Source organism: Massilia sp. IC2-278, assembly GCF_020708045.1.
Classification (GTDB): domain Bacteria; phylum Pseudomonadota; class Gammaproteobacteria; order Burkholderiales; family Burkholderiaceae_D; genus Telluria.
The window spans coordinates 81,567-105,793 of record NZ_JAJFES010000016.1; the positions used below are offsets into that span (position 1 = coordinate 81,567).

Here is a 24,227-nt window from a genome sequence, read left to right on the forward strand (position 1 = left end):
ATACGTCCGCGGCGTCGCTCAGCAGTATGGACGGGGTGCGGCCGAGCCCCGCAGGGGCCGCTCAGGCCGCCGTTTCCAGTTGCCGCTCGCACAGCGCCGCCAGCAGGTCCGAACGCCCGACCACGCCGACCACGGCCCCACCCTCCCCGGTGATCGCCACCTGGTGGTGGCCCTCGCCGCTCAGCAGCGGCACCAGCCGCGCCAGCGGCGCAGCGGCGTCGAGCACGGCGACGATGCGGTGCATCGCGTCCTCCACGCGCGGCGCGGCGCCCGGCACCAGCGCGCGCAGGCGGGCGCCCCATCCGCTCTGGCGCAGCAGGTCTTCCTGCGACAGGAAGCCGAGCAGGCGCCGGCCTTCGTCCAGCACCGGCACGCCCTGCAGGCGGTGGCGCAACAGCAGTTCGCGCGCATGCTCCAGGGTGTCGCGCGGGCCGACCGCGACCACGTGGCGCGACATCAGTTCGGCGCAGCTGCGTTCGCGGAAGTGGCGGTGCAGGGCCAGTTGGCGGGCGTCGTCGACGATCGCCAGCAGATCGTCGCGGCTGACGTCCAGCACCTCGCCGTATCGGGTCATGGCCGCTTCCAGGTCCTGTTCCGTGATGCCGAGGCGTGCGGCCGGGGCCGGGTCGCCGGTGGCGTGGATGTTGCGGTCGGCCGCGTGCGGCGCGTGCGGGTAGCGGCGGCCGGTCAGGTTGTTGTAGAGGAGCGCGGTGCCGACGATGACGGTGGAATTGAGCGCCACCGGCAGCAGGGCGAACTGCCAGCTGGCCGCATGCACCGCCGCGCCGCCCAGCACCGCGGTCAGGGCCACGGCGCCGCCGGGCGGATGCAGGCAGCGCAGCGCGAACATGGCGGCAATCGCCAGGCAGCCGGCCAGCGGCGCGGCCAGCAGCGGGTCGGGCACCAGGTGCCAGCAGCCGACGCCGACCAGGGCCGACAGGGTATTCCCGCCGACCACCGACCAGGGCTGGGCCAGCGGGCTGGCCGGCACGCAGAACAGCAGCACGGCCGAGGCGCCCATGGGCGCGATCAGCCAGGCGGCAAGGCCTGGCGCCAGCATGTGGCTGGCCAGTGCGGTAACGAACAGGCCGACGCAGGCTCCGACGGTGGCGCGCAGGCGCTCGGTGCGGCTGGCGGCAAGCGGCTGCGGCAGGAAGCCGTGCAGCCATTGGGTAAAACTTGCTTGCATGACAGAACGATTTAAAGCGAAGACCGCCATTACACCATACATGGCGCGGGCCTTGCTGACGCTAGAGCGTCCGCGTTTGCTTGCACATCGTCTGGTTGAGCACGCAAATTCGTCAAAGCGCGTTGGCGCACGGACAGTGCAATCGTGCAAGGCGATGCTGGTCCCAGCGAAGGACAGGCATGCACGAGCGGCGCGCCGCGCTGCGTGATGCCGAATTTGACGAAAAGGGAGTACCCCACATGAAAAAAACAATTTCTCTCACGCTGATGGCGGGCGCTGCCGCTCTGGTCGCCGGTGCCGCCCTGGCCCAGTCGCCGCAGCCGGCCAAGGCCGACGCGGCCATGCAAAAGGTGCTCGACGCCCAGGCATCGCTGAACCCGAAGCCGATCGAGACCCTCACGCCCGAAGAAGCGCGCAAGCAGCCCACGCCCGCCGACGGCGTGAAGAAAGTCCTGGCCGACATGAAAAAATCGACCGCACCCGAACCCGGCGTGACGGTCAAGGACATGACGGTGGGCAGCGGTGACGCCAGCTTCCCGGTCCACATCTATACGCCGGAAGGCAAGGGTCCGTTCCCGGTGATGGTGTACTACCACGGCGGCGGCTTCGTGATCGCCGACACGGAGGTCTACGACGCCACCCCGCGCGCGCTGGCCAAGATGGCGAATGCGATCATGGTCTCGGTGGACTACCGCCGCGCCCCGGAACACAAGTTCCCGGCCGCCCCGAACGATGCCTTCGCGGCCTACCAGTGGGTGCTGGCGCATGCCAAGGAAATCAACGGCGACCCGATGCGCGTGGCGGTCGGCGGCGAGAGCGCCGGCGGCAACCTGGCGACCGTGGTCTCGATGATGGCGCGCGACAAGAAAGTCCAGATGCCGGTGCACCAGCTGCTGGTCTACCCGGTCGTCAACGACGACATGAACACGCCCTCGTACAAGACGAATGCGAATGCCAAGCCGCTCAACAAGCCGATGATGGCCTGGTTCTTCAAGCACTACGGCGGCGATCCGAAGAACCCGTACGCACTGCCGATGAAGGCGACTTCGCTGAAGGGCCTGCCGCCGGCGACGATCGTCGCTGCCGAAATCGACCCGCTGCTGTCCGAGGGTAAAGCCTATGCGGACAAGCTGAAGAAGGATGGCGTGGCCGTCAGCTACAAGGAATACAGCGGCGTGACCCATGAATTCTTCGGCATGGGCGCGGTGGTGCCGAAGGCGAAGGAAGCGGAACAGTTCGCGGCGGACGAACTGAAGAAGGCGTTTGCAGCGAAGAAGTAAGCGAAAAGCCAACCCGGCTGCTGTCAGGCTGGGTGACCGATGGCTTGCCCAGCGGTTCTCCGGTGCTTGATGTAGGATGCGCAATATTATCGTTTACGCACACCGCGTCATCTCCGGAGAACCCATGAACAAGACCGTCCTGCGCGCGCTGGCCGCCGCCTGCGCTGCCGCCTGCATCGCCGCCCCTTCCTTCGCCGCCGCCCCGATGGCGAAGACCCCTGCTCCCGGCTACTTCCGCGTGATGCTGGGCCAGTTCGAAGTCACCCCGCTGTCCGACGGCACCGTCGACCTGCCGGTCGACAAGCTGTTGAGCGACAAGGCCGAGAAGACGCAGGCCACGCTGGCGAAGTCTTTCCTGAAAGCCCCGCTCGAAACCTCGGACAACGCCTTCCTGGTCAACACCGGCAAGAAGCTGATCCTGGTCGACACCGGCGCCGGCGTGCTGTTCGGGCCGACCCTCGGCAAGCTGCTGGCGAACATGAAGGCGGCCGGCTACACGCCCGAGCAGGTCGACGAGGTCTACCTGACCCACTTCCACAGCGACCACCTGGGCGGATTGACCAGCGCGGCGAAACCGGCCTTCCCGAATGCCGTCGTACGCGCCTCCAAGATTGAAGCCGATCACTGGCTGAGCCAGGCGAACATGGACAAGGCGCCGGCCGACGGCAAGGACACGTTCAAGAACGCGATGGCCGCGCTCGACCCTTACGTCAAGGCCGGCCGCTTCAAGACCTTCGAGGGCGATGTCGAGGTATCGCCGGGCTTCCGCGCGCTGGGCGGGCATGGGCATACGCCGGGGCACACCACCTTCGTCGTCGAGAGTGGCGGGCAGAAGATGATACTGATCGGCGACCTGATCCACGTGGCGGCGGTGCAGTTCGAGAATCCGGCGGTGACAATCGGCTTCGACGGCGACCAGAAGGCGGCAGCGGCGGCGCGCAAGAAGCTGTTCGACATGGCGGCCAAGGATGGATCACTGGTCGGCGGCGCGCATCTGCAGTTCCCGGGGCTGGGGCATCTGCGGGCCGAGGGCAAGGGGTATCGCTTCGTACCGGTGAATTACACGCAGATGCGGTAAGGGCGGCCGGCGATTGCTAATACGTTAGCGATCGACGCGTGGACGGCGCAAGCGGCGCGGGTACCTCAGGCGTTACAGGCAGAGCCGTCCACCCTACGGATACGCCGCCGGTGCCGCAGGTGCTTCACGCCGGCGCGCCGCGCACGTCGGCCAGCAACTCCGCCAGCTGGTCGAAATCCACCGGCTTGACCAGGTGATGCCGGAATCCCGCCTCGCGCGCGGCGCGCTTGTCCTGCTCCTGGCCATAGCCCGACACGGCGATCAGCACCGCGTCCGCCGTCTCGGGCTGGGCCAGCAGGCGCCGCGCCAGTTCGTTGCCGTCGATTTCGGGCAGGCCGATATCGAGCAGGAACACGTCCGGCGCCGCCGCGCGCGCGCGCTCCAGCGCGCGGCGCGAATCGTGCTCCACTTCCACCGCGTGCCCGGCCGCATCGAGCAGCATGGCCAGGGTCTCGGCGGCGTCGACGTTGTCGTCCACCACCATCACCCGCAATGGCCCGCCCGATGCCGCGGCGCCGGCGGGCGCGGTATCGGGCACGGCGACCGGCGTGGCCAGCGGCAGTGTCACGGTAAAGATACTGCCCCGCCCCGGCCCCGGACTGGCACAGGCAACGCTGCCGCCGTGCAGTTCGACCAGGTTGCGCACCAGCGCCAGGCCCAATCCCAGCCCGCCCTGCGAACGGTCGCTCGAGCGCTTGGCCTGGGCGAACAGGTCAAAGGCGCGCTCGGTGAGTTCCTGCTCCATGCCGATGCCCTCGTCGCACACGGCCAGTTCCAGCATGCCGTCCTTGTGCCGCACCTCGATGTCGATGGCGCATTCCTCGGGCGTGTACTTGACGGCGTTGTTCAGCAGATTGGCGAGCACCTGCACCAGGCGCGCGCGGTCGCCTTGCACGCTGAGGGGCACGGCAGGCAGGTGCACGCCCAGGGTCTGGCGCCGCGCCAGCAGCAGCGGACGGACCTGCTCCGCCGCCTCGTCGACGATGCTGCGTACGTCGAGCACGGCCTTGTCGAGCACGATCAGGCCGCGCGTCACGCGCGACACGTCGAGCAGGTCGTCGACCAGGCGCGTCATGTGCTTCACCTGGCGCCCGATGATGGCGCTGCTCTGGCGCACCCGGGTTTCGTTCAGCATGCCCATGTCGAGCAGCATGGCGGCCGACTTGATCGGCGCCAGCGGGTTGCGCAGCTCGTGCGCCAGCATGGCCAGGAATTCGTCCTTGCGCTGGTCGGCCGCCTTCAGCTTTTCCTCGGCCAGCTTGCGGTCGGTGATGTCGCGGAAGAAGATCGCGATGCCGCCGTCCTGCATCGGAAAGGCACGGATCTCGTTCCAGCCGCAGCGCCCGTCGACCGGCGGCAGCTGGTACTCGGCGGCGCCGGCGCGGCGCCCTTCCATCACCCGGCGCAGCATGAGGCTGGCCTCGTCATCGGCCGATTCGGGGAACAGTTCCCAGTGCGTGCGGCCGACCACCTGGTCCAGGCTCAGGTGGCAGATGCGCAGGCCCTCGGCATTCATTTCGACGATGCGCCAGTCGCGGTCGAGCCGCGCGAAGCCTTCGCCGATGGTGTCGAAGATGTAGCGGCTGCGGTCGCGTTCGGCGCGCAGCGCGGCCTGGGTGCGCGCGCCGTCGAGCGCGGTCCAGGTGCGTTCGGCGGTGTCGCGCGTGAAGCGCAGTTCGTCCGCGTTCCAGCGATGCGGCGCGTCGCGGTTGATGCTGAGGAAGGCGTCCAGGCGGCCGGCGCGCACCAGCGGCACCGTCACCAGCGCGCCGATGCCCTCCTCGTGAAAGCGTACCGGCCAGTCGGCGGTGCGCGCATCGAGCGCGGCATTGTCGATGACCACGGTCTCGCCTGCGCGCAGGGCGGCGCCGAGCCCGGGACCGAAGTCGTCGATCCGGTAGCTGGCCTGCGACAGGCCGGGCGTACCCGGGCGCAGCCACTGGCTGGCCAGCGTGAAGTGCATGCCTTCGGCATCGACCTCGCCGTACAGCACGCGCGCCAGGTCGAGCTCCTCGCCCAGCAGGGCGCCGGCGGTGGCCAGCACCTCGGCCGGCGCGTGCAGCGGGCGCAGGGCGTCGGACAGCTTCAGTTCGAGCGCGCCGCGGCGCTCGGCGCGCAGGCGTTCGGTGGTTTCGACGGCGGTGCAGTACATGCCGGCCACGCGCCCGGCGCCGTCGTGCAGCGGCGAGTACGAGAAGGTGAAATTGGCCGGCTCGCGCGCGCCGTTGCGCACGATGGGGATTTCCAGGTCTTCGAAATGGACACCCTTGCCGGACAGGGCGCGGTCGATGATCGGCACCAGCTGGGGCCAGGCATCGGACCAGACGCGCTGGAAGGGCTCGCCCAATGCCGCCGGATGGCGTTCGCCCAGCATCTGCACATAGGCGTCGTTGTACAGCATGCGCAGGTCCGGCCCCCAGGCGATGAACATCGGCAGCGCCGAGTCGAGCGCCATCGCGACGGCGGTCGCCAGTTGGGGCGGCCAGTCGTCGGGATGTCCGAGGGGAGAATGCCGCCAGTCGTGCGCGCCGATCAGGGCGCGCAGGCTGGCGGGGGCCGCGTCATGGGCAGCCCGCAAGAATCCGTGCATATTGACATTTTCTCACATGATGTCCGCTGCACGATGCACGGATGGGGCGGGGGTTACGGCTTACGCATTACAGCTTGCGCATTACAATTTAATAAAGTGCTCGCGGTAGTACTTCAGTTCCTCGACCGACTCGATGATGTCGGCCAGGGCGGTGTGCTTCTGGTGCTTCTTGAAGCCCGAGGCCAGTTCCGGCTTCCAGCGGCGGCACAGTTCCTTCAGGGTCGACACGTCCAGGTTACGGTAGTGGAAGAAGGCTTCCAGCTTCGGCATGCCGCGCGCCATGAAGCGGCGGTCCTGGCAGATCGAGTTGCCGCACATCGGCGATTTGTTGGCCGGGACGTACTGCTTGAGGAAGGCGATCAGCTGGGCTTCGGCATCGGCTTCGGTGACGGTCGACGCCTTGACGCGGTCGATCAGGCCCGACTTGCCGTGGGTGCCCTTGTTCCAGTTGTCCATCTTGTCCAGGGTTTCGTCGGACTGGTGGATGGCGAACACCGGGCCTTCGGCGATCACGTTCAGGTCGGCGTCGGTGACGACGACAGCCACTTCGATGATGCGGTCGTTGTCCGGATCGAGGCCGGTCATTTCCATGTCCACCCAGACCAGGTTCATCTCGTTCGGACGCTGGGGGGCTGCAGCAGGGTTGGCCGATGGGTTGCCCGCCGGGTTGTCCGATACAGTGGATTCGTTAGCTTGTGACATAATTCTCTCTTTGCCTTAAACAATCCTGCATTTTCTCACAGGCACAGAATGTCTTCACTTGCGTTTTCGGTCTTGTTCGTCGTTTTCTTCGTGCTGACGCTCGGCCTGCGCTTCTGGCTGGCCAACCGCCAGGTCCGGCACGTGCTGCGCAACCGCGCCAGCGTGCCCGGCGAATTCGCGTCCAAAGTCTCGCTCGAGACGCACCAGAAGGCGGCCGACTACACCGTGGCCAAGACCCGCTTCGGCATTGTGGCGCTGCTGTGGGGCGGCCTGGTGCTGATCGGCTTCACCCTGCTCGGCGGGCTGCAGGCCATTTCCAGCGCCCTGCTGCCGCTGGCCGGCCCCGGGATGCTACATCAGATCCTGCTGGTGATCGCGTTTGCCGCCATCTCCGGTGTGCTCGACCTGCCTTTCGATTACTACCGCCAGTTCGTGCTCGAGGAGCGCTTCGGCTTCAACAAGATGACCCCTGGCCTGTGGCTGGCCGACCTGGTGAAAGGCACCCTGCTCGGCGCCGCCATCGGCCTGCCGCTCATCTGGGTCGTGTTGAAACTCATGGAGACCACCGGCTCGCTGTGGTGGTTCTGGGCCTGGTGCGTGTGGAGCGGCTTCCAGCTCTTGATGATGGTGCTGTACCCGACCGTCATCGCCCCGCTCTTCAACAAGTTCACGCCGCTGGCCGACGCCAGCCTCAAGACACGCATCGAAGGCCTGATGGCGCGCGTCGGCTTTGCATCCAAGGGACTGTTCGTGATGGACGGCAGCCGCCGCAGCGCCCACGGCAACGCTTATTTTTCCGGCTTCGGTGCGGCCAAGCGCATCGTCTTCTTCGACACCCTGATCGAGCGCCTGGCGCCGCAGGAAATCGAGGCCGTGCTGGCCCATGAACTCGGCCACTTCAAGCTGCGCCACATCGTCAAGCGCATGGTCGTCATGTTCGCGCTGTCGCTGGGCTTCCTGGCCCTGCTCGGCTACCTGAAGGAGCAGAGCTGGTTCTACACCGGCCTGGGCGTGACGCCGATGCTGGGCGCGCCGAACGACGCCATGGCCCTGCTGCTGTTCATGCTGGTGCTGCCGATCTTTACTTTCGTGCTCGGCCCGCTGAGCGCCATCACCTCGCGCAAGCACGAGTTCGAGGCGGATGCCTTTGCGGCAAAGCACAGCAGTGCCGACGACCTGGTTTCGGCCCTGGTCAAGATGTACGAGGACAATGCCTCGACGCTGACGCCGGATCCGCTGCACTCTGCTTTCTATGATTCGCATCCGCCGGCCTCTGTCCGGATTGCACACCTGAATGCGGCGGCGGCATGAAGCTGGTTGAGCAGCATTGCGTGCATGGTGCGCCGGCGCTCGACGCCGGCGCCGTGAACGCGCACCTGGCCGCGCTGCCGGACTGGCGCCTGCTTGGCAAGCGCATCGAGCGCGAGTACGCCTTCACCGATTACCACGAGACCATCGCCTTCGTCGATGCCCTGGCCGCGATGATCCACCAGCAAGACCACCACCCCGAACTGCGCGTGCGCTACCGCCACTGCTTGGTCGCCTTTACCACCCATTCGGCCGGCAATGCCGTGTCGATGAACGACTTTATCTGCGCTGCGAAAGCCGACGCAATCTACGAGGAACGCCGCGCATGAGCATGCTTGGAACCATCATCGCGGCCCACGGCCGCCACTACCTGGCCGATGTCGACGGCGCCAAATTTCAGTGCGTCACGCGCGGCAAGAAGACCAACGTGGCGGTCGGCGACGTGGTCCACCTGAAGCAGACCTCGAACGACCAGGCCGTGATCGAAAAGATCGCCGACCGCACCACCCTGATCTACCGCTCCGACCAGTACAAATCGAAGCTGCTGGCGGCGAACATCTCGCGCCTGTTCATCGTGGTGGCGACCGAACCGGGTTTTGCCGACGACCTGGTCTCGCGTGCGCTGGTGGCGGCCGAGGCGGCCGGCATCGAGGCCCATCTCATCCTGAACAAGACCGACGTCGCCGATTTGCTGCCGCGCGCGCGCGAACGCGCCGCCGTGTATGGCGCGCTGGGTTATCCGGTGCACGAAGTCTCGGCGCGCGCCAATCCGGAACATGCGCTGGCCGTGCTGCAGCCGCTGCTGGCGGGGCAATCGTCGATCTTCATCGGCCAGTCGGGCATGGGCAAGTCCTCGCTCATCAATTTGCTGGTGCCGGATGCCGACATCGCCGTGCGCGAAATCTCGTCGGCGCTCGATACCGGCAAGCACACTACTACCTTTACGCGGCTGTACTGGCTGCCGGGCGGCGCGGCGATCATCGATTCGCCGGGCTTCCAGGAGTTCGGGTTGTACCACCTGAGCGAAGGCATGCTGGAGCGCGCCTTCGTCGAGTTCAAGCCTTATCTCGGCGGCTGCAAGTACTACAACTGCCGCCACCTGGCCGAGCCGCAGTGCGCGGTGCTCGATGCGGTAGCCGCCGGGAAGATCGCCAAGCATCGGCACGAGCTGTATGCGCAGCTGCTGCACGAGTCGGCGCAGACGCTGTATTAAGGTAGGTAGTTCCCCGAGGCCACGCGAAAAACAAAAGCCCTTATAATCGAAGGGATAACAGACAAGCGAACAACGATATGCCAGGCTCCAAACCGATCAAGCACTTCCTGCAGTTCTCCGACTTCACGCTCGACGAATTCAATTACGTGATCGAGCGCGCGACCGTCATCAAGCGCAAGTTCAAGGCCTATGAGGTCTACCACCCGTTGGTCGATCGCACGCTGGTGATGGTGTTCGAGAAGAGCTCCACGCGCACCCGCCTCTCCTTCGAGGCCGGCATGCACCAGCTGGGCGGCGCCGCGATCTACCTGAACACGCGCGACAGCCAGCTGGGCCGCGGCGAGCCGGTGGAAGACGCGGGCCAGGTGATGAGCCGCATGTGCGACATCATCATGGTGCGCACCTTCGGCCAGGACATCATCGAGCGCTTCGCCGCGCACTCGCGCGTCCCGGTCATCAATGGCCTGACCAACGAACACCATCCTTGCCAGGTGCTGGCCGATATCTTCACCTTCCACGAGCACCGCGGCGCGATTACCGGCAAGACCGTGGCCTGGATCGGCGACGCCAACAACATGCTGTACTCGTGGCTGCAGGCGGCCGAAGTGTTCGGCTTCCACTTGAACATCGCCACGCCAAAGGGCTATGACCTCGACCCGAGCCTGGTGAGCACCAGCCGCTACACCCTGTTCGACAACCCGGCCGATGCCTGCGAGGGCGCGCACCTGGTCAGTACCGACGTGTGGACCAGCATGGGCTTCGAGAAGGAAAACGCCGAGCGCCTGAAGGCTTTTGACGGCTTCATCGTGGACGCCGCCAAGATGGCGCGCGCCACCCCGGACGCGCTGTTCATGCACTGCCTGCCGGCCCACCGCGGCGAGGAAGTCGCGGCCGAGGTCATCGACGGCCCGCAGTCGGTGGTCTGGGACGAAGCCGAGAACCGCCTGCACGTGCAGAAGGCGCTGATCGAATACCTGCTGCTCGGCCGCATCGAAGACAAGTAAAATACCCGGGATTGTTAAGCAGTACCCTTTGAAAGCAGCACCCTTTGTTTGATCGTCGGCCGCCCTTCCTGCCCCCAGCAGGAAAGGCGGGCCGGCTGACCGACCTCCCCTCCCTCCACACTGGAACACCAATGAGCGACATCAAAAAAGTAGTTCTCGCCTACTCCGGCGGCCTCGACACCTCCGTCATCCTGAAATGGCTGCAAGACAATTACGGCTGCGAGATCGTCACCTTCACGGCCGACCTCGGCCAGGGCGAAGAACTCGAACCGGCACGCGCCAAGGCGATCAAGTTCGGCATCAAGCCGGAGAACATCTACATCGACGATGTGCGCGAAGAATTCGTGCGCGACTTCGTGTACCCGATGTTCCGCGCGAACACCGTCTACGAAGGCGAGTACCTGCTGGGCACCTCGATCGCGCGTCCGCTGATCGCGAAACGCCTGATCGAGATCGCCAACGCCACCGGCGCCGACGCCATCTCGCACGGCGCGACCGGCAAGGGCAACGACCAGGTGCGCTTCGAACTGGGCGCCTACGCGCTCAAGCCGGACGTCAAGATCATCGCTCCATGGCGTGAATGGGACCTGCTGTCGCGCGAGAAGCTGCTGAAGTACGCGGAAGACGCCGGCATCGCGGTGGACATGAAGCACAAGAACGGCGGCGCGCCCTACTCGATGGACGCCAACCTGCTGCACATCTCCTTCGAAGGCCGGCACCTGGAAAACCCGAGTGCCGAAGCCGAGGAATCGATGTGGCGCTGGACCGTGAGCCCGGAGCAGGCGCCGAACGAAGCCGAGTACCTCGACATCGAATACGAGAAGGGCGACATCGTGGCCCTGAACGGCAAGCGCATGAGCCCGGCCGAAGTGCTGACGGAACTGAACCGCGTCGGCGGCAAGCACGGCATCGGCCGCCTCGACCTGGTGGAAAACCGCTACGTCGGCATGAAGTCGCGCGGCTGCTACGAGACGCCGGGCGGCACCATCATGCTGCGCGCGCACCGTGCAATCGAGTCGATCACCCTGGACCGCGAAGTGGCGCACCTGAAGGACGACCTGATGCCACGTTATGCTTCGCTGATCTATAACGGCTACTGGTGGGCGCCGGAACGCGTTGCGCTGCAGACGCTGATCGACCACACCCAGCAGACCGTGAACGGCTGGGTGCGCGTGAAGCTCTACAAGGGCAACGTGATCGTGGTGTCGCGCGACTCGAAGACCGATTCGCTGTTCGACATGAACATCGCCACGTTCGACGAAGACGGCGGCGCCTACAACCAGGCGGATGCGGGCGGCTTCATCAAGCTGAACGCGCTGCGCATGCGCATTGCTGCCAAGGCGCGCGCAAAGCGCGGGCAATAAGGCGGCCAACAAGCTCGCTGCTGATGAATGAGAAGCCGCCTTCGGGCGGCTTTTTTTATGTCGTCGAACCGGGGGAGCCACCCTACAAAACCGCGCACGTGGGTAAAATATTGTTTTTACGACCACGGCCATGAACGACATCAGCGACAACCCCTGCCTGTCCTGCGGCGCCTGCTGCATGAGCTTTCGCGTCTCGTTCTACTGGGCCGAAGCCCTGGCCCTGCCCGACGATTTGACCGAACGCGTCACGCCGCACATCGCCTGCATGATCGGCACCAACGCCGCCGCGCCGCGCTGCGCCGCCCTCGGCCGCGGCAGCGCCGGCCCGATGGCCTGCGGCGTCTATGAGGCCCGCCCCAGCCCCTGCCGCGAAGTCCAGATCGGCGACGACAAGTGCACGCGGGCGCGCGAACGCCACGGCCTGGCCTCGCTGCGGCACATGGCGTGATGGCCATGACGCGCGGTCGCCTGGCCGCGGTTCTCGGGCCTTCCGCCCGATGCGCGCGCAACAATTCGCGAGACTTCCGGCATCGCTTGCTGGCTATACTCGGCATCTGACCATACGCCCGGATAGTGCCGGCCACATTGCCATGACCCGTACCGTTCTATTGTTTCTGTGCCTGGCAGCATCCACGGCCACCGCGGCGCCGACGACAGGCAAGCCAGGCGCGGCCAAATCTGCGCCGACTACCTCGTCCGCCGCCGATGCCTTCGGCGCCTTTGTTGCAGAAGCCGCGCTCGACGCATCGTCGGTGCATGTACGGTGGAACGACGACACCAGGACATGGTTCAAGCAATACTTCAAGCGCAGCTTCGTCAGCCACGAACTCCTCAAGCCCAGGCCGCCTGGCCCGCCACAGGCGCTTGCCAGGTTCACCGTCGAGATCACGCAGTCCGAAGGCTTCGACACCCAGGAAGAAGCGGCGGCCTCCACGGGCCTGATGCCCATCCGCGTGCAGTGCCACCTGACGGCCAGGTACGCGCTTGCGCAGCAGGGGTGGGCGCTGCACCAGGCGTCCTACTTCATCTCGGTCGACGACCGGCAGCCCGATGCAGCGACCCACACCGTGACGCGCGACGACATCCTGCACGATACCGGCGACGCATTCGGGTTTCGCTATGTGCTCGGGAAATGGATGAAGTAGGTTTCGGGCAGCCTTACACCTCGCGCAAATCCGCCACCGCCTGGCTGCCGAAGCCGTCGGCCAGCAGATACGCCACCAGCTTGCGCGCGCAGTCCTCGGGCGAGGACAAGCCGCCCTGCTCCTTCAATTGCACGAAGCGCTCGCGCAGCGGGAAGCGGTCTTCGCCGGTGGCGCGGATCTCGGCCTGCATGCCGGTGTCGATCACGCCCGGCGCCAGGCTGCACACGCGCACGGTGGCGTCGCCATCGAGCAGCACCGCCTCGGCATGGCGGTCGAGCGCGGCCTTGGTGGCGCAGTACACGCTCCAGCCGGGATAGGCCGAGCGCCCCGCGCCGCTAGACACGTGCAGGATGCGGCGCTCGGCGCCGACCGTTGCCGCCACCACGCTCGCCGCCAGCGCCAGCGGCGCCGCCACGTTCAGGGTGACGGCGCGGATCGCCTGCAGCGGGTCCTGCCCGGCCAGCGGGCCGACCGGCGACACGATGCCGGCATTGTTCACCAGCAGCGCGGTGCCGCAGCCGGCCAGCCAGGCGCCCACTTCGCCGCGGCCCAGCCAGGCCGCAAAGGCCGCGCTGTCCGACAGGTCGAGTTCGATCTCGGTGAGCAGGCCGGGGTAACGCGTGGCGGCGTCCGGCGAACGGCCGCGCGCCAGCCCCAGTACGGGAATGCCGCGCTCCAGCAGTTCCTGCGTGATGGCGGCGCCCAAACCTTTGGTATGTCCGGTAACGATGGCTTTCATGCTTGTCTCCAGGATGATCATGAACAGGAGCATAGACGATCGCGCGGGCCTGCGCACTGTTGGGCCGAACCGACGCTGGCATCGACTTGCAAACCAAATGTCAATGCCGCAGGGTAAAATGAGCGTCTTCCGATTAACCCTTCTCCATCGATGATATCCGACAGCGAGTTCCCCTCCAGTCTTCCCTGCCGCGTGCTGCTGGTCGGCAGCGCATCGCCCGTTGCCGCCGCCCTGGCCGAAACCCTGTCGGGCGTCGACGGCGTCGAACTGCACCAGGCCGACCAGTCCGAGGCGCGCGAGCGCGCCGCCGCGCTGGCGCCGTCGGTGCTGCTGCAGGCCCTGCACGGGTACGAGGATGGCGGCGGCTTCGTCCATGCCTGCCGCAAGAGCGACGTGCTGAAGGACGTGCCGCTGCTGGTGATCGCGCCGCAGGCCGAGGCGGCGGGTCGGGAGGCGGCCTTTGCCGCCGGCGCCACCGATTACCTGGCGCACCTGCCGGCGCGCACCGAATTGCTGGCGCGCGTGCGCTACCATGCCGATGCCCACCTGGCGCGCCAGCAGCGCGACGCCGCCGTGTGCCGCCTGCGTGCGAGCGAGGCCACCCTGGCCCGCGCCCAGGTCGAGATCGAGCAGCTTGCCGGGCTCGACGCCCTGACCGGCGTGGCCAGCCGCAGCCGCTTCGACCACGTGGCCCAGAACGAATGGCAGCGCGCGCGCCGCAACGGCCAGCCACTGTCGGTGCTGGTCTGCGACGTCGACCATTTCGACCAGTTCAACGAGCGCCTGGGCCAGGATGCCGGGGACTTGTGCCTGAAGAAGCTGGCCGGCCTGCTGGTCGGGCAGCTGAAGCGCCCGTCCGACCTGGCGGCGCGCTACAGCGGCAAGGCGTTTGCGATCATGCTGCCCGACACCAGCCTGGACGGCGCGGTGCGCGTGGCCGAAGCCTGCCGCGCCTCGCTCGAACGTTTGGCGCTGTCGCATCCGGCGCCGGAGCGGCGCGTGGTGACGATGTCGATCGGCGTGGCGTCGAGCGTGCCGGCCGAGGATGCCGGGCTGGAAACGCTGCTCGAGCGTGCGGACGAGGCGCTGGAAGCGGCCAAGGCGCGCGGGCGCAACCGGGTGATGGCGCTGCGCGGCTGACTGGATTTGTCGTTGTAGGGTGGACTCCCGAGTCCACGCTGTACAGCCTGTGAGCACTCCTGGTCTCTGCAAGAAGGCGCGTCGGCTTGCAGTCTGCTGTCTGTTGTTCGACCGATCAAATGACGTACCGCGTGGACTCGGGAGTCCACCCTACAAAAGCAACACCAGCCTTAGACGAACACCGGCTCCGGCTCCAGTTCGACCCCGAACTTCTCCAGCACATCCGCCTGGATCGCCCTGGCCAGCGCCAGCACTTCCGCCCTGCTCGCCCCGCCATTATTCACCAGCACCAGCGCCTGCTTCGGATACACCCCGGCCGCGCCTATGCTGCGCCCTTTCCAGCCGCACTGGTCGATCAGCCAGCCGGCCGCCAGCTTCTCGCTCCCGTCCGCCTGCGCGTGGTGCACCAGCGTCGGAAAGCGCGCCAGCAGCGCCGCGCACTGCTCGCTCGTGACCACCGGATTCTTGAAGAAGCTGCCCGCATTCCCGATCACTGCCGGATCGGGCAGCTTGCGGCGCCGGATCGCCACCACCGTTTCGCTCACCTGCCGGGGCGTCGGTTCGGCGATGCCCGCTTCCTGCAGCGCATTCGCCAGTTCGGCGTAGCGCAGGTTCGGCTGCCAGGCGCGCGGCAGGGCGAAGGTCACGTCCAGCACCACCAGGTTCGCCCCATCGGCATGCTTGAAAATGCTGTCGCGGTAGCCGAAGCGGCAATCGGCCGCGCGCAGCACGCGCTGCGTCCCCGTCGCCAGGTCGTAGGCCGTGAGCGAATGGAACACATCCTTGATTTCCAGGCCATAGGCCCCGATGTTCTGGATCGGCGCGGCGCCCACGGTGCCCGGGATCAGGGACAGGTTTTCCAGCCCGCCCAGCCCCTGCGCCAGGGTGAATTCGACAAAACCATGCCAGTTCTCGCCGGCGCCGGCGCGCACCAGCACGGCGCCGTTTTCTTCGCCGGCGATCTCGCGCCCGGGAATCGCCATGTGCAGCACCAGCGCCGCGACGTCATGCGTGAGCAGCACATTGCTGCCGCCGCCGAGCACGAAGCGCGGCAGGCCGGCGGTGGCGGCATCGGTGCGCAGGCTGTCGAGCTGGGCCGGATCGGTGATGCGCAGGTAATGGCGCGCCCGGGCCGGCAGGCCGAAGGTGTTGAAAGGCTGGAGGGAAACGTCGTGTTCGATGGAGAGAATGGGCGGCATGAGCGCTGGTGGACGAGGCTGGAATCGGGGGAATTATAGAGCCAAGGTGCTGCGCCAAGGCAAAAACCATCCTCGCACAGGGGCTTGTCCGTTAAAATACCGCCACTTACAAATACAGCAGCTATAAGGAAAAACACCATGCCATCGTTTGATGTGGTCTGCGAAGCAGACATGGTCGAAGTCAAGAACGCCGTCGAGCAATCGAACAAGGAAATCACCACCCGCTTCGACTTCAAGGGCAGCTCGGCCAAGGTCGAGCAGAAGGAACGCGAACTGACGCTGTTCGCCGACTCCGACTTCCAGCTCGGCCAGGTGCGCGATGTGCTCATCAATAAAATGAGCAAGCGCAAGGTCGACGTGCGTTTCCTCGACGAACAAAAGGTTGAGAAAATCGGCGGCGACAAGGTGAAGCAGGTGATCAAGGTGCGCAACGGCATCGAGTCCGAAGACGCCAAGAAGATCACCAAGCTGATCAAGGAAAGCAAGATGAAGGTCCAGGCCAGCATCCAGGGCGAGGCCGTGCGTGTGACCGGCAAGGACCGCGACATCCTGCAGGAAGCCATCGCCCTGCTGCGCAAGGACGTGCAAGACCTGCCGCTGGCGTTCAACAACTTCCGCGACTGAGCGGTCACGGGACAGCAGCGGGACTGCGGCCAGGTCGGCGCCGCAGTCCTTTCATACGCCTCACCCACAATGAGCTGGGGTAGAATTGAGGCCGCATAAACTCGTTCCGGATTTGGCGTCGCCAGATTGAACGAGCGCACATTCGGTAGTGTTAAGGATAGCAATGAAACGTGTAGATGATTTCCGCCTGCGTCTGGGCAACAAGGAATACGTGCCCATCATGATCGGCGGGATGGGCGTGGACATCTCGACCTCCGAGCTGGCGCTAGAAGCGGCGCGCCTCGGCGGCATTGGCCACATCTCGGACGCCATGGTGCAGGACGTGTCGGACCGCAAGTTCGATACCACCTTCGTCAAGGACAAGACCAAGCTCTACAAGTTCAACATCAACAACATGGACAAGGCCGTGGTGCAGTTCGACCTCGAGCGCCTGGCCGAGGCGACCCGCCTGCACGTGGGCGCCACCATGGCGGCGAAAAAGGGCGATGGCCTGATCTTCGTCAACGTCATGGAAAAGCTGACCATGAACGCACCGAAGGAAACCCTGCGCACCCGCCTGGCCTCGGCGCTCGACGCCGGCATCGACGGCATCACCATGTCGGCCGGCCTGCACCTGGGTTCCTTCGAGCTGATCAAGGACCACCCGCGTTTCCGCGAAGCCAAGCTGGGCATCATCGTGTCCTCGGTGCGCGCGCTGCAACTGTTCCTGCGCAAGGTTGCCAAGCTGAACCGCCCGCCCGATTTCATCATCGTCGAAGGCCCCCTGGCCGGCGGCCACCTGGGCTTCGGCTTCGACTGGAAAGAATACGACCTGCACACCATCATCGATGAAATCCTCGCCTACATGCGCGCAGAAAACATCGATATCCCGCTGATCGCGGCCGGCGGCGTGTTCACCGGCTCCGACGCCGTGCGCTTCCTGGAAAAAGGCGTGGGCGGCGTGCAGGTGGCGACCCGCTTTACCGTGACCCACGAGTGCGGCATGCCCGACAGCGTGAAGCAGGAATACTTCCGCGCCAGCGAAGAAGACATCATCGTCAACGGCATCTCGCCGACCGGCTACCCGATGCGCATGCTGAAAAGCACGCCGGCGATCGGTTCCGGCATCCGCCCGGGCTGCGAATCCTACGGCTACCTGCTGGACGCGACCGGCAATTGCGCCTACATCAATTCGTATAACCGCGAAGTGCTGGCCAATCCGGACGTGAAAAACCCGCCGGTGATGGACAAGACCTGCCTGTGTACGCACATGCGCAACTACAATTGCTGGACCTGCGGCCACTTCACCTACCGCCTGAAGGACACGACCCACAAGCTGGCCGACGGTTCCTACCAGATCCTGTCTGCCGAGCACGTGTTCAAGGACTACCAGTTTAGCGTGGACGACCAGGTGGCGCTGCCGGAAAAGCAGGAAAGCGCGGCGGCGTAAGTCCGACCTTATTTCCTGGCCGGCGCTTCGTGGCGCCCTGATGTATATGTCGCGGCCCGATCGATTTCTCGATCGGGCCGATTTTTTTAGTGGTATCGCATATGTTCTTCTGTATAGGATTAATGCGGCAAACCTGCGTGTGCATCCGTGCCATCGTACTGTACGCTTGCCGGCATGGATATCCGCCTATTGGACCATTTCGATGGAATGCAGGGAGCCTATGAGCTCATCTGTATTAAGCATTTCCCTAAATAACATTCAGAATCTGCCTAACTAGTTTTGCATGTTTCTCCGAGATGCAATAGGCAATCTTTTGAGGGGGATCAGAACATAGGGCTTAATGGAAGTTAGTCTTATTTCCATACTGAGGAGAACGCCATGCACGCCCTTTACCGTAAGTATCGGATTCGTCTCCAATATCAATGGCTGAGATACCGCCTCCAAAAAAAGATTGAAGAACTGCATTACATTGCTTTGCAGAATGCTGCAGACAAGTTTCGAGAGCAAACGCTATTGTCTGAAATCCGCGGGCTGCAAGAACTTATCGATGGCAGCCCTCTGCAATATGCACCGATTTCAAGCCCAGGCCATACCTAGCTTTTGCACGCCAACTCAGCAATACCCAGCGCATATGAATAGCGCCATCCTCCTGGCGTTCCAGAATTTATATACGATATCGCGACAAGCAGTTCTTCAGTCTGACTTCGCCCCCTTCCTGACCCAATGCCTGCCAGCAACGATCGATCTTGCTGGCATTTGCATCCACAGAACAATTCAGCTAACAATGCATGAATTGATTCGCTACTACACTTTCTACAGAAATATTGATCTGCCTCAAATCTACCTCGCTTATCTCCTTCCTGTAGAGGTTTCATAGGATGATTGCCTATGCAAGACGAGTAAAACACCATGCGTTTCGTCAACGCATCAATTTCTAGAGGAAAAGCCATGCGAACGTCCATGTCGTCTTCAGTATTGCTCGTTGGCGGTTTGATTGCAGCTTGCTCGGCTGCGTCACAGGCACAAGGCATGCAAGCCGGTACGACATCGCCTGCGGAACGACGCCCTTCTGACATCGCACCGATATTTCCCCAGCCTGGCATCCTGACACCCGCAGGGAATTATGTGATCGAGCCAGCCCTTCAGTTCAGCCACTTGTCGAGTACCCGGGCATCCATTGTCGGCTTCAATGTCATTCCAGTGTTGCCCAATTTTGTCGAAGCACGCGAAGTCCGGCGAAACAGCACTGCGGCGAGTTTGACTGTCCGGCATGGCGTTACCAACCGTCTCGAACTGGAGATAAAAGTTCCTTATGCTTATCGCAGCGACACCATCAATGGAAGCGCGCCTGCAGTCGGCATTGGTGACGAGCATGTTTTCGAAGGCAGCGGCAAGCATCTTGGCGACGTTGAGATAGCAACGCGTTATCAGTTCAACGAAGGCGGTATTGGAAAGTTATATTTCATCGGTGGCCTGCGCTATAAGTCGAGGACAGGCCGTGATCCATTCGAGGTTGTCAGTGACTGTGCGACACGCTGCGTGGCAGGTGTGAATGGTCGGACTGGTCTTCCATTAGACTTGCCCACTGGCTCTGGATTCCGCGCTGTTGAGTCGAGTCTAACCTGGCTATTACCATCCAAACCGGCAATTTTCTTCGGCACATTCAGTTACATGCATAATTTCAAGCGGCAGAACGTGAATCGCACAGTATTAAATGGTGAGCAGGAACCGCTTGGCGAGATCAAGCCCGGTGCAGCATTTGGCGTCAATGTCGGCATGGGCATTGCTTTGGACGAAAGATCCGCAGTGAGCTTTGGCTACGAGCACAATTCCATTGCACGGATGCGCCAGAACGGACAATACCTGCCAGGTGCCGTGCGTATTCAGCTTGGAACTGCCATGGTAGGGTTCTCGTACCGCATCGACCGCGTTCGATCCCTCAATGTGTCCCTTGGTGCCGGACTAACGCGCGATGCGCCAGACGTGTCCGTCATGTTGAGGTTACCGATGACCTTCTAGGCGCCCTGGTGCCTGTCGTTCCGTTGTGGCAGACACGACCTTTACGTCGATAAAGTAATGAAAATGCAATCAAGTCACGAATTTTCAGTAAAGAAACTGTTCATTCGTATTGATGGCTGCACGGTTGAATGATTGTTTCTTATGCGATGCCTCAAGGTTCGTGTCAAATCCGTCAGATAAGGTCAACTATAGCCGCTCGACGAATGTTTATCCAGGCTGCAAGATGACGCATAAAATCACGTCTGATTTTACTGAAAAAATCCTCTTCAGGATGAATGCTCAAGCCGCCCTGGCGCTTGGGTCGTCTAATGACAGAGGCCGCACTGTCGCGGAAATTGTCGAGTATGAACCTGCTCAAGTTAACGAGGTATGGTGCAGGAATATCCTGAGGCAGTTATTGCACACTCTTGAGCGTCAATATGCAATGCAATTGCCGCCCCAGCTCATAACGCCTGATACCGTGTTTGTTCGCGAAAGTGGCGAGGCTATATTACTGGTAAGCCAAGGCCATCGTCAGCCAGACCTGCCAGACGACTTGACTGCGCTGGCAAAAGTCATTCACTTTGCCATTACGCACGAGCCTGGATCAATACGTCCCCTGCGAGGCCGCGTATTGCCAGGCTATAGTAATTCGCTGATCACCGCGATTGACAGGAGCATGGACCGTGATCCGGATGCGCGTCCACACTCCATTGAAGAGCTTCGTGCCATCCTGGGCATGCTTGGCCTGAAGGACGTCCCTATAACGTCAAGATCAGCCCTGCCAGCAGCTGGGCATTCGCCCTACTTGCATGGTTCGCCCTCGTCCTGGCAACATGAGCCTGCGGAAATCCGACGTCCCTGGCTCGTATGGACCCTTTCTGCCAGTGCGGCGATTGTCTTCGGTATCTTCCTTGGCAAACTGGACCTGCCCGGCGACGATCCATTCGCCGACAATTCCAGGACGAAGCCGTCCGAGGCTGCAGGCCTCCCGACGGTACGCGTTGACGAGGCATCGCCTCTTGCCACGAAGCCGGTATTACCTGAGCGACCGCCCATGGAAACGAAGGATGTCGCTACGCCGAATGTCGATGCGCCATTACCTCTGGATGAACCTACCTCATGGGTGAAGGAATCTGAACGGATCAGCGTGCCGCAGACAACAAGCGCACCAATGCTTTCAACCACTGGTAGACGGGAGAAGAAACACGCGAAGCCAGACCCAGCAAAGCAGGTGCACGCGGCCCCGTCAAACGACAGCGTCCGGCCTGTTGTTCGACCAAGTGCCAGCCTGGCAGAACCGAAAGAAACAGCACAGCCCCAGACGACTCGGGTACCGGAGGGCAGTGATTTCATAGAACTGCAGATTCAGCCCTGGGGAGTGATTTACGTGGATGGCAACGCGCATGGTGTCAGCCCTCCATTGAAACGCTTGAAAGTAACGGCTGGGCGCCATGTGATTCGTGTCAAGAATCCGAATGCCGAAGAACGGGTTTTTCAGATCGACGCTTCAGGCAGCGTGCGTCGTATTGCAGTGGACTTTACTGATCGGTCAGAATGAACATGTTTTTCCGTTACCGGAATCATTTATCTGGCCTGGGGCTGTCGCTATTGCTGGGTTGCACAAACATACAAACCGCTGAAATGGACTCAGCCGAGAACGGCTATGCGATCGGCAAATATGCGGATGGACAACAGTACAATTATAATCTTGTGCGTAAAGCTGCAAATACGATGCTTGAAGGAATCCGGCTTTATGACAAGGGCGACTACCTGGAAGCAATCGAACAATTCAGCTCCGCCGAGATGGAATCTGCTCCCGTTGTCCTGCGGGTCGAAGCAGCAAAATACAGGGCATTCAGTTATTGTGTAATCGAAAATTACGTAAGCTGCCGGCAAGCCTTTGACCAGGCATTCAGCATGGACGCTGGCTTTGAGCTTCTCTCAAGCGAAGGTGGGCACCCAATGTGGGGGCCGGTATTTGAACAGGCAAGAATCGCCAGCCGCCAGGCCCGCTCACACTTGCCAGCAGGTCAGGAGCGCGAGCGGTGGCGTGGTATCGATCCCTGGCGCCCCAGGTGAAGCTTTCCAATTTCTATCAACTTAACCTGCGTATGTCCTCGGCAGGATCATCGTGACGGGAAATCGGCAAGTAGGTATGCTTTTCCATGCGCCTGCGCCCTGCAATCAATACGCGAAATGCGATCCGCAAGGTGAATCCTTTATGGAAGAGATAACGTACCCCGTACAGGATGCCATAGTACTGGCGGAGATACAGCGCACGATCGACTTCAATGGATGACTTCTCGTCCTCGCGCCAGTCCACAAAAAACTTGATCTTTCGTTCATCGTTCATATTACACCGCCAAGGTAAGTCGACACGGCGATAAGGCAGGAGGTGCTACGCAACATACACTGCAGACATTCTCCATTCGATCTCCTGGCGCTGCACAGAAGCGCGATAGCAGGCGAATCGCAGGGATCAACGACTTTTGCAAACGGAAAAGAAGGCCCGCATCACAATCTGTACCAGAGGACGCCCTACTCAATGCAGCGACCGCTTGCTGCGCACCCGCTCAAGACCCTTCCAGTTCCTGATCCTGACTTGCCGCCCGCGCACCTTGACATAACCTGTTTCAGCGAGAGCGGTCAGCTTTCTCGAGACGGTTTCGACGGTCAGCCCGAGATAGCATCCGATTTCTTCCCGTGTGAATCCGATATTGAAAGGCTGCGTTGCAGCGCGCCCTTCGGCAAGCTTCGATGCAAGCTTCAGCAAGAAAAAAGCGATACGCGCTTCGGACCTCGCCTTCGCGAGAAGTCTGATCAAGTCGAGGCTTTCCGCAATCGCCTTGCCCAACCTGAAATGGAGGGCTGCACGAAAAGCGCGACTGCCCCGTAAAAGCTCACTTAACACATTTGCCGGTACCCGCACGACCGTTAAAGGCGTGACAGCAACCGCCCTGGTGACAAAGGTGGTGGTGTGAAGTGCATCCGCTCCCAATACATCCGACCGCGTTGCTATGCCAGTCACGACTTCGGTCTCATTCATGACCAAAACCGTTTTTGCAATTCCTTCAATAACGACGTAAATTCCATGAAACTCTTCGTCTAAATCGTACAATACGCCCCCTGGCGGAAAACGAAGCCTGTCAAGCCGCCCGGAACATCCGCGCAAAGCACAGATATCGACACCTAATACCTCAGCGGTATCATGACATAAGGTGTCCATATCAGCCTCGCATTCCAACAGCAGATCGGAAACTGTGCAGTTTAAGTAGTGAATCGGCTGCTGTATATAAATCCAGCATCTTTGGACTGATCCGCAGCGGTGAATGGAAAATCACATTCATTTGATACCGCCGATGCAATAGCTCTTTCCTTATAGAATTCATTTTTTCCTCCTGCTCAGTTATGCCAACTAAAAACGTACACTTCCGGTTTCTTTTTTTCTAAAAATATTCACGAATACTGACTTATGCATTTAGAATGTTCCTTGATCTAAAACAATGGAAAACACGTAAGCTTTAGCGGAAAGCGGTCTAAACTGACTACATCAATTCCTCGAATTCGAGGGAAAAGCTTATGACGACAGTTTTTATTGCAGACCCGAATGACACCTTGCGTGCCGGCATCAGGGCGATACTCGACCGTTCAGACAAATACAAAGTCGTCGGTGAAGCGTCGAGTCGTTTTCAATTATTGAATGCGCTAAAAAACTGTCGAGCTGACGTATTGCTGTTGGAACCCAAGATGGGCGGTGCGACGGGAGAAACTCTGATCCGACAAATTGCCGAGCTCGCTGCGAGCACGATTATTCTGGGGATCTCCGACCTGGATGAGAAAAAATACGGCGTCCGCGTCTTGCGCGCGGGTTTAAAAGGTTTTCTTAGAAAAGACTGCGAAAAAGATGAATTGCTGAGCGCGATCGAGCAGGTCTCGACAGGTCACTTGCACATCAGTATGGCGTTGGCAGAACGCCTGGTAGCGGCTCTTTCGCCATTCGAAAGAGTATTACCGCATCACCGCTTGTCCGAACGTGAGCTGGACGTTTTTTATCGTCTACTTCACGGAGACAAGATCAATCAGATCGCAAGAGATTTGTTATTGAGCCCGAAAACGATCAGCACACACAAAGTGCGTGTATTTCAGAAGATCGGCGTGTCGAATCTTAGCGAACTCATCCGTTATGCATTGGCTCACGGCATCACTTGACCGATTCGAAATT

The 24,227-nt window shown here is 62.2% G+C and carries 24 protein-coding genes; 17 read left to right on the forward strand and 7 right to left on the reverse strand.

All coding sequences use genetic code 11. The annotated features are described in order from the left end of the window. Positions 1-61 precede the first annotated feature (61 nt). On the reverse strand, positions 62-1,189 hold the full coding sequence (locus LK540_RS21670) for an HPP family protein (protein ID WP_229439407.1): 1,128 nt from the start codon (positions 1,187-1,189) through the stop codon (positions 62-64). Positions 1,190-1,428: 239 nt separating this feature from the next. On the opposite strand from LK540_RS21670, the gene LK540_RS21675 reads away from it, so the two are divergent. Together LK540_RS21675 and LK540_RS21680 are read left to right on the forward strand one after the other, a co-directional pair. After that, complete coding sequence (locus LK540_RS21675) at positions 1,429-2,469, forward strand: alpha/beta hydrolase (protein WP_229439409.1); 1,041 nt, start codon at positions 1,429-1,431, stop codon at positions 2,467-2,469. Positions 2,470-2,593: 124 nt separating this feature from the next. Further along, on the forward strand, positions 2,594-3,547 hold the full coding sequence (locus tag LK540_RS21680) for an MBL fold metallo-hydrolase (protein WP_229439411.1): 954 nt from the start codon (positions 2,594-2,596) through the stop codon (positions 3,545-3,547). A gap of 124 nt (positions 3,548-3,671) precedes the next feature. Here the strand turns inward: LK540_RS21680 and LK540_RS21685 are convergent, their stop codons facing one another. After that, the gene (locus LK540_RS21685; protein ID WP_229439412.1) at positions 3,672-6,137 is read right to left on the reverse strand and encodes a PAS domain-containing protein; all 2,466 of its coding nucleotides are present in this window, start codon (positions 6,135-6,137) and stop codon (positions 3,672-3,674) included. Between the two features lie 81 nt (positions 6,138-6,218). Beyond that, on the reverse strand, positions 6,219-6,839 hold the full coding sequence (gene orn, locus LK540_RS21690) for an oligoribonuclease (protein ID WP_374041383.1): 621 nt from the start codon (positions 6,837-6,839) through the stop codon (positions 6,219-6,221). 48 nt (positions 6,840-6,887) lie between these two features. Here orn and LK540_RS21695 point away from each other — a divergent pair, with 48 nt between their 5' ends. The 7 genes from LK540_RS21695 to LK540_RS21725 all read left to right on the forward strand — a co-directional run bounded on the left by LK540_RS21695 (position 6,888) and on the right by LK540_RS21725 (position 12,873). Beyond that, entirely contained in the window at positions 6,888-8,150 is a 1,263-nt protein-coding gene (locus LK540_RS21695; RefSeq protein ID WP_229439414.1) for a M48 family metallopeptidase, read from the forward strand. Continuing rightward, a complete protein-coding gene (locus LK540_RS21700) occupies positions 8,147-8,476 on the forward strand; it encodes a 4a-hydroxytetrahydrobiopterin dehydratase (RefSeq protein WP_229439416.1) in 330 nt (109 codons plus the stop codon). Before LK540_RS21695 ends, LK540_RS21700 begins: the two co-directional genes overlap by 4 nt. Continuing rightward, positions 8,473-9,360: a ribosome small subunit-dependent GTPase A gene (gene rsgA, locus LK540_RS21705; protein WP_229439418.1), complete on the forward strand. Its 888-nt coding sequence runs from the start codon at positions 8,473-8,475 to the stop codon at positions 9,358-9,360. Before LK540_RS21700 ends, rsgA begins: the two co-directional genes overlap by 4 nt. A 77-nt stretch (positions 9,361-9,437) precedes the next feature. Then, a complete protein-coding gene (gene argF, locus LK540_RS21710; RefSeq protein ID WP_229439420.1) occupies positions 9,438-10,364 on the forward strand; it encodes an ornithine carbamoyltransferase in 927 nt (308 codons plus the stop codon). Positions 10,365-10,495: 131 nt separating this feature from the next. Further along, positions 10,496-11,728 (forward strand): argininosuccinate synthase, encoded by a 1,233-nt coding sequence (locus LK540_RS21715; RefSeq protein ID WP_229439422.1) that lies wholly within the window; start codon positions 10,496-10,498, stop codon positions 11,726-11,728. Between the two features lie 130 nt (positions 11,729-11,858). Continuing rightward, positions 11,859-12,176: a YkgJ family cysteine cluster protein gene (locus LK540_RS21720; protein ID WP_229439424.1), complete on the forward strand. Its 318-nt coding sequence runs from the start codon at positions 11,859-11,861 to the stop codon at positions 12,174-12,176. A gap of 142 nt (positions 12,177-12,318) precedes the next feature. Further along, positions 12,319-12,873: a hypothetical protein gene (locus LK540_RS21725; RefSeq protein WP_229439426.1), complete on the forward strand. Its 555-nt coding sequence runs from the start codon at positions 12,319-12,321 to the stop codon at positions 12,871-12,873. A 13-nt stretch (positions 12,874-12,886) separates the two neighbouring features. Here the strand turns inward: LK540_RS21725 and LK540_RS21730 are convergent, their stop codons facing one another. Further along, on the reverse strand, positions 12,887-13,612 hold the full coding sequence (locus LK540_RS21730) for an SDR family oxidoreductase (protein WP_229439428.1): 726 nt from the start codon (positions 13,610-13,612) through the stop codon (positions 12,887-12,889). Positions 13,613-13,762: 150 nt separating this feature from the next. Here LK540_RS21730 and LK540_RS21735 point away from each other — a divergent pair, with 150 nt between their 5' ends. Next, entirely contained in the window at positions 13,763-14,752 is a 990-nt protein-coding gene (locus tag LK540_RS21735; protein ID WP_229439430.1) for a diguanylate cyclase, read from the forward strand. A 170-nt stretch (positions 14,753-14,922) separates the two neighbouring features. Here the strand turns inward: LK540_RS21735 and murB are convergent, their stop codons facing one another. Continuing rightward, entirely contained in the window at positions 14,923-15,951 is a 1,029-nt protein-coding gene (gene murB / locus LK540_RS21740; protein WP_229439432.1) for a UDP-N-acetylmuramate dehydrogenase, read from the reverse strand. Positions 15,952-16,089: 138 nt separating this feature from the next. Between murB and LK540_RS21745 the strand changes: the two genes are divergently transcribed. The 6 genes from LK540_RS21745 (at position 16,090) to LK540_RS21770 (ending at position 22,084) form a co-directional block, all read left to right on the forward strand. Further along, positions 16,090-16,575 carry a YajQ family cyclic di-GMP-binding protein gene (locus tag LK540_RS21745; RefSeq protein ID WP_229439434.1) on the forward strand — a complete coding sequence of 162 codons (486 nt, stop codon included), beginning with the start codon at positions 16,090-16,092 and terminating at the stop codon, positions 16,573-16,575. 163 nt (positions 16,576-16,738) lie between these two features. Further along, positions 16,739-18,004 carry a nitronate monooxygenase gene (locus tag LK540_RS21750; protein WP_229439437.1) on the forward strand — a complete coding sequence of 422 codons (1,266 nt, stop codon included), beginning with the start codon at positions 16,739-16,741 and terminating at the stop codon, positions 18,002-18,004. 378 nt (positions 18,005-18,382) lie between these two features. Beyond that, positions 18,383-18,601, forward strand: a complete 219-nt coding sequence (locus tag LK540_RS21755) for a hypothetical protein (RefSeq protein WP_229439439.1) — start codon at positions 18,383-18,385, stop codon at positions 18,599-18,601. Between the two features lie 312 nt (positions 18,602-18,913). Next, entirely contained in the window at positions 18,914-20,023 is a 1,110-nt protein-coding gene (locus tag LK540_RS21760; RefSeq protein ID WP_229439441.1) for an acetate kinase, read from the forward strand. Positions 20,024-20,246: 223 nt separating this feature from the next. Further along, positions 20,247-21,563, forward strand: a complete 1,317-nt coding sequence (locus LK540_RS21765) for a hypothetical protein (protein WP_229439443.1) — start codon at positions 20,247-20,249, stop codon at positions 21,561-21,563. After that, entirely contained in the window at positions 21,560-22,084 is a 525-nt protein-coding gene (locus tag LK540_RS21770) for a TssQ family T6SS-associated lipoprotein (RefSeq protein ID WP_229439445.1), read from the forward strand. Before LK540_RS21765 ends, LK540_RS21770 begins: the two co-directional genes overlap by 4 nt. 16 nt (positions 22,085-22,100) lie before the next feature. Here the strand turns inward: LK540_RS21770 and LK540_RS21775 are convergent, their stop codons facing one another. Both LK540_RS21775 and LK540_RS21780 read right to left on the reverse strand, forming a co-directional pair. Continuing rightward, a complete protein-coding gene (locus LK540_RS21775) occupies positions 22,101-22,358 on the reverse strand; it encodes a hypothetical protein (RefSeq protein WP_229439447.1) in 258 nt (85 codons plus the stop codon). Between the two features lie 189 nt (positions 22,359-22,547). Beyond that, positions 22,548-23,231: a Crp/Fnr family transcriptional regulator gene (locus LK540_RS21780; protein ID WP_229439449.1), complete on the reverse strand. Its 684-nt coding sequence runs from the start codon at positions 23,229-23,231 to the stop codon at positions 22,548-22,550. Between the two features lie 353 nt (positions 23,232-23,584). On the opposite strand from LK540_RS21780, the gene LK540_RS21785 reads away from it, so the two are divergent. Further along, a complete protein-coding gene (locus LK540_RS21785) occupies positions 23,585-24,214 on the forward strand; it encodes a response regulator transcription factor (RefSeq protein WP_229439451.1) in 630 nt (209 codons plus the stop codon). The last annotated feature ends 13 nt before the right edge of the window (positions 24,215-24,227 follow it).

Coding starts and splice junctions, on each gene's coding strand:
- LK540_RS21715 (WP_229439422.1), top strand. CDS start 10,496: ATGAGCGACATCAAAAAAGTAGTTCTCGCCTACTCCGGCGGCCTCGAC.
- LK540_RS21685 (WP_229439412.1), bottom strand. CDS start 6,137: ATGCACGGATTCTTGCGGGCTGCCCATGACGCGGCCCCCGCCAGCCTG.
- LK540_RS21670 (WP_229439407.1), bottom strand. CDS start 1,189: ATGCAAGCAAGTTTTACCCAATGGCTGCACGGCTTCCTGCCGCAGCCG.
- LK540_RS21700 (WP_229439416.1), top strand. CDS start 8,147: ATGAAGCTGGTTGAGCAGCATTGCGTGCATGGTGCGCCGGCGCTCGAC.
- LK540_RS21755 (WP_229439439.1), top strand. CDS start 18,383: ATGCACGCCCTTTACCGTAAGTATCGGATTCGTCTCCAATATCAATGG.
- LK540_RS21760 (WP_229439441.1), top strand. CDS start 18,914: ATGCGTTTCGTCAACGCATCAATTTCTAGAGGAAAAGCCATGCGAACG.
- LK540_RS21785 (WP_229439451.1), top strand. CDS start 23,585: ATGACGACAGTTTTTATTGCAGACCCGAATGACACCTTGCGTGCCGGC.
- rsgA (WP_229439418.1), top strand. CDS start 8,473: ATGAGCATGCTTGGAACCATCATCGCGGCCCACGGCCGCCACTACCTG.
- LK540_RS21680 (WP_229439411.1), top strand. CDS start 2,594: ATGAACAAGACCGTCCTGCGCGCGCTGGCCGCCGCCTGCGCTGCCGCC.
- argF (WP_229439420.1), top strand. CDS start 9,438: ATGCCAGGCTCCAAACCGATCAAGCACTTCCTGCAGTTCTCCGACTTC.
- LK540_RS21750 (WP_229439437.1), top strand. CDS start 16,739: ATGAAACGTGTAGATGATTTCCGCCTGCGTCTGGGCAACAAGGAATAC.
- LK540_RS21765 (WP_229439443.1), top strand. CDS start 20,247: ATGACGCATAAAATCACGTCTGATTTTACTGAAAAAATCCTCTTCAGG.
- LK540_RS21720 (WP_229439424.1), top strand. CDS start 11,859: ATGAACGACATCAGCGACAACCCCTGCCTGTCCTGCGGCGCCTGCTGC.
- LK540_RS21775 (WP_229439447.1), bottom strand. CDS start 22,358: ATGAACGATGAACGAAAGATCAAGTTTTTTGTGGACTGGCGCGAGGAC.
- LK540_RS21675 (WP_229439409.1), top strand. CDS start 1,429: ATGAAAAAAACAATTTCTCTCACGCTGATGGCGGGCGCTGCCGCTCTG.
- orn (WP_374041383.1), bottom strand. CDS start 6,839: ATGTCACAAGCTAACGAATCCACTGTATCGGACAACCCGGCGGGCAAC.
- LK540_RS21695 (WP_229439414.1), top strand. CDS start 6,888: ATGTCTTCACTTGCGTTTTCGGTCTTGTTCGTCGTTTTCTTCGTGCTG.
- murB (WP_229439432.1), bottom strand. CDS start 15,951: ATGCCGCCCATTCTCTCCATCGAACACGACGTTTCCCTCCAGCCTTTC.
- LK540_RS21780 (WP_229439449.1), bottom strand. CDS start 23,231: ATGGACACCTTATGTCATGATACCGCTGAGGTATTAGGTGTCGATATC.
- LK540_RS21725 (WP_229439426.1), top strand. CDS start 12,319: ATGACCCGTACCGTTCTATTGTTTCTGTGCCTGGCAGCATCCACGGCC.
- LK540_RS21730 (WP_229439428.1), bottom strand. CDS start 13,612: ATGAAAGCCATCGTTACCGGACATACCAAAGGTTTGGGCGCCGCCATC.
- LK540_RS21770 (WP_229439445.1), top strand. CDS start 21,560: ATGAACATGTTTTTCCGTTACCGGAATCATTTATCTGGCCTGGGGCTG.
- LK540_RS21745 (WP_229439434.1), top strand. CDS start 16,090: ATGCCATCGTTTGATGTGGTCTGCGAAGCAGACATGGTCGAAGTCAAG.
- LK540_RS21735 (WP_229439430.1), top strand. CDS start 13,763: ATGATATCCGACAGCGAGTTCCCCTCCAGTCTTCCCTGCCGCGTGCTG.